This window comes from Phytoactinopolyspora endophytica, from assembly GCF_004138495.1.
Classification (GTDB): domain Bacteria; phylum Actinomycetota; class Actinomycetes; order Jiangellales; family Jiangellaceae; genus Phytoactinopolyspora; species Phytoactinopolyspora endophytica.
This window is the reverse complement of record NZ_ML142878.1, coordinates 34,846-37,056: the sequence shown is the minus strand read 5'-3', so window position 1 is coordinate 37,056 and position 2,211 is coordinate 34,846. Positions and strand designations below refer to the sequence as shown.

Sequence of the window (2,211 nt, the reverse complement as noted above, 5' to 3'; positions counted from 1 at the left end):
CCGGCGAACGGCATTGGCCAGTTCCATCAGCCGAGCAACCGCCACGTTGAACTTGAACGCTTCGACCAAATCCGTGACCTCCCCGATCGTCCTGTGCGTGACGCGCCGCAACATCGGGTCCCCGCCCGTGGGATCGGCATCGGGCTCGCTCGTCACGTCGCCGGCCAGCCGCCACGCGCGCTGCAGGAACCGCAGCTGCCCACCCGGGGAGACGTCCGCCCAGTCGATGTCGTCGCCGGGTGGTCCGGCGAAGACCATCGTCAACCGGACCGCGTCGACACCGTAGATCGCCAGCTGCTCGGACAGGTCGACGCCGTTGCCGAGGGACTTGCTCATCGCCTTGCCCTCGTTGATGACTTGGCCCTGGTTGAGCAGCGCGCGGAACGGCTCGGTGAACTCGACCGCTCCCATGTCGTACAGCACCTTGGTGAAGAACCGGCTGTACAGCAGGTGCAGAATCGCATGCTCGACGCCGCCGACGTACTGGTCGACCGGCATCCACCGGCGCAGGGCCTCGGGATCGAACGGCCCTTCGGTGTATCCGGGCGAGGTGTAGCGCATGTAGTACCACGAGGAGTCCACGAACGTATCCATGGTGTCGGTGTCACGCCTCGCCGGACCTCCGCACGTCGGGCAGTCCACGTCAACCCATCCGGACGCCGTCGCCAGCGGCGAAACTCCCTGCGGCGCGAGGTCGGCGCCCCGCAGGTCGGGCAGCTCGATCGGCAGCTGGTCGTCCGGGACGGCGACCTCGCCGCACGAACCACAGTGGACGATGGGGATCGGGCACCCCCAGTACCGCTGCCGGGACACCAGCCAGTCGCGCAACCGGAACGTGACCGTACCGGCCCCGAGGCCCTTGGTCTCCAGCCAGGCGACGATCCGGGCCTTCGCCTCCTCGACCGGCAGGCCGTCCAGGCTGAACTCGTCGTTGGCGGAGTTGATGGCTGGGCCGTCACCGCCATACGCCTCGCCGTCGAAATCATCCGGCGGCCGTACGGTACGGATGATCGGGAGCTGGTGGGCCGCCGCGAAGTCCCAGTCACGCTGGTCCTGGCCCGGCACAGCCATGATCGCGCCCGTGCCGTAGTCGGCCAGGACGTAGTCGGCGGCGTAGGCGGGGATCCGTCGTCCGTTGACGGGGTTGACGGCGTGTACGCCCAGGAACACCCCGGTCTTCTCCCGCTCGGCGGAGAGACGTTCCACCTCGGTGCTGCGCCGGACCTGTTCGAGGTAGGCGTCGAGCGCAGCACGCTGCTCGGGCGCGCAGATCTCCTGTGCGAGCGGGGCATCGGCGGCGACGACGAAGAACGTGGCGCCGAACAACGTGTCCGGCCGCGTGGTGAAGACCGTGACCGGGGCCTCTCGTCCGTCGACGACGAAGTCGACGGACACACCTTCGGAGCGGCCGATCCAGTTCCGCTGCATCGCCAAGACCCGCTCCGGCCAGGTCGCTTCCAGCGGTTCCAGGTCGTCAAGCAACCGCTGCGCGTAGTCGGTGATCTTGAAGTACCACTGGGTCAGCTCGCGCTTGGTGACCGTGGTCCCGCAGCGTTCACAGTTGCCCCCGGTGACCTGTTCATTGGCCAGCACCGTCTGGTCCCGCGGGCACCAGTTGACCGCGGAAGCCTTGCGATACGCGAGGCCACGCTCGTAGAAACGCAGAAACAGCCATTGGGTCCAGCGGTAGTACTCCGGGTCGCACGTGCGCATCCTGCGGCGCCAGTCGAACGAGGCGCCGTAGCGCTTGAACGACTCCGCCTGAGTCTCGATGTTCGCGTACGTCCACTCCGCCGGATGCGTGCTGTTACGGATGGCGGCGTTCTCGGCCGGCAGCCCGAAGCCATCCCACCCAATCGGGTGGAGCACGTTGTACCCGCGCTGGAACCAGTACCGTGCGAGCAGATCACCGAACGCATACGCCTCACCGTGTCCCATGTGCAGGTCACCGGAGGGATAAGGGAACATGTCCAGCACGTAGCGTCGCTCACGCGGATCCTCGGCGCCGGCGGCGTCACGGGAGGCGGCCGCGAGCCGGTCTGCCCGGAACGCATCCATCCGTTGCCAGACCGGCAGCCATCTGGCCTGAATCCTGGCGAAGTCGTATGTCTCGTGGCTGCTTGACGCCGGATCGTCGGCGGGGAGGCCGCCTCGCCGCCGCGTAGTCATGTCTTCGGTCATCAGGTCAGCTCCTGGGAGTCCGCTGCCGAG

1 protein-coding gene is annotated in these 2,211 nt (G+C 67.6%); it reads right to left on the bottom strand.

Going from position 1 to position 2,211, the window contains the following annotated elements; translation table 11 throughout:
• On the bottom strand, positions 1 to 2,181 hold a 2,181-nt coding region (gene leuS / locus ELR45_RS32950), incomplete at its 3' end, for a leucine--tRNA ligase (RefSeq protein ID WP_205857751.1).
• Between the last annotated feature and the right edge of the window lie 30 nt (positions 2,182 to 2,211).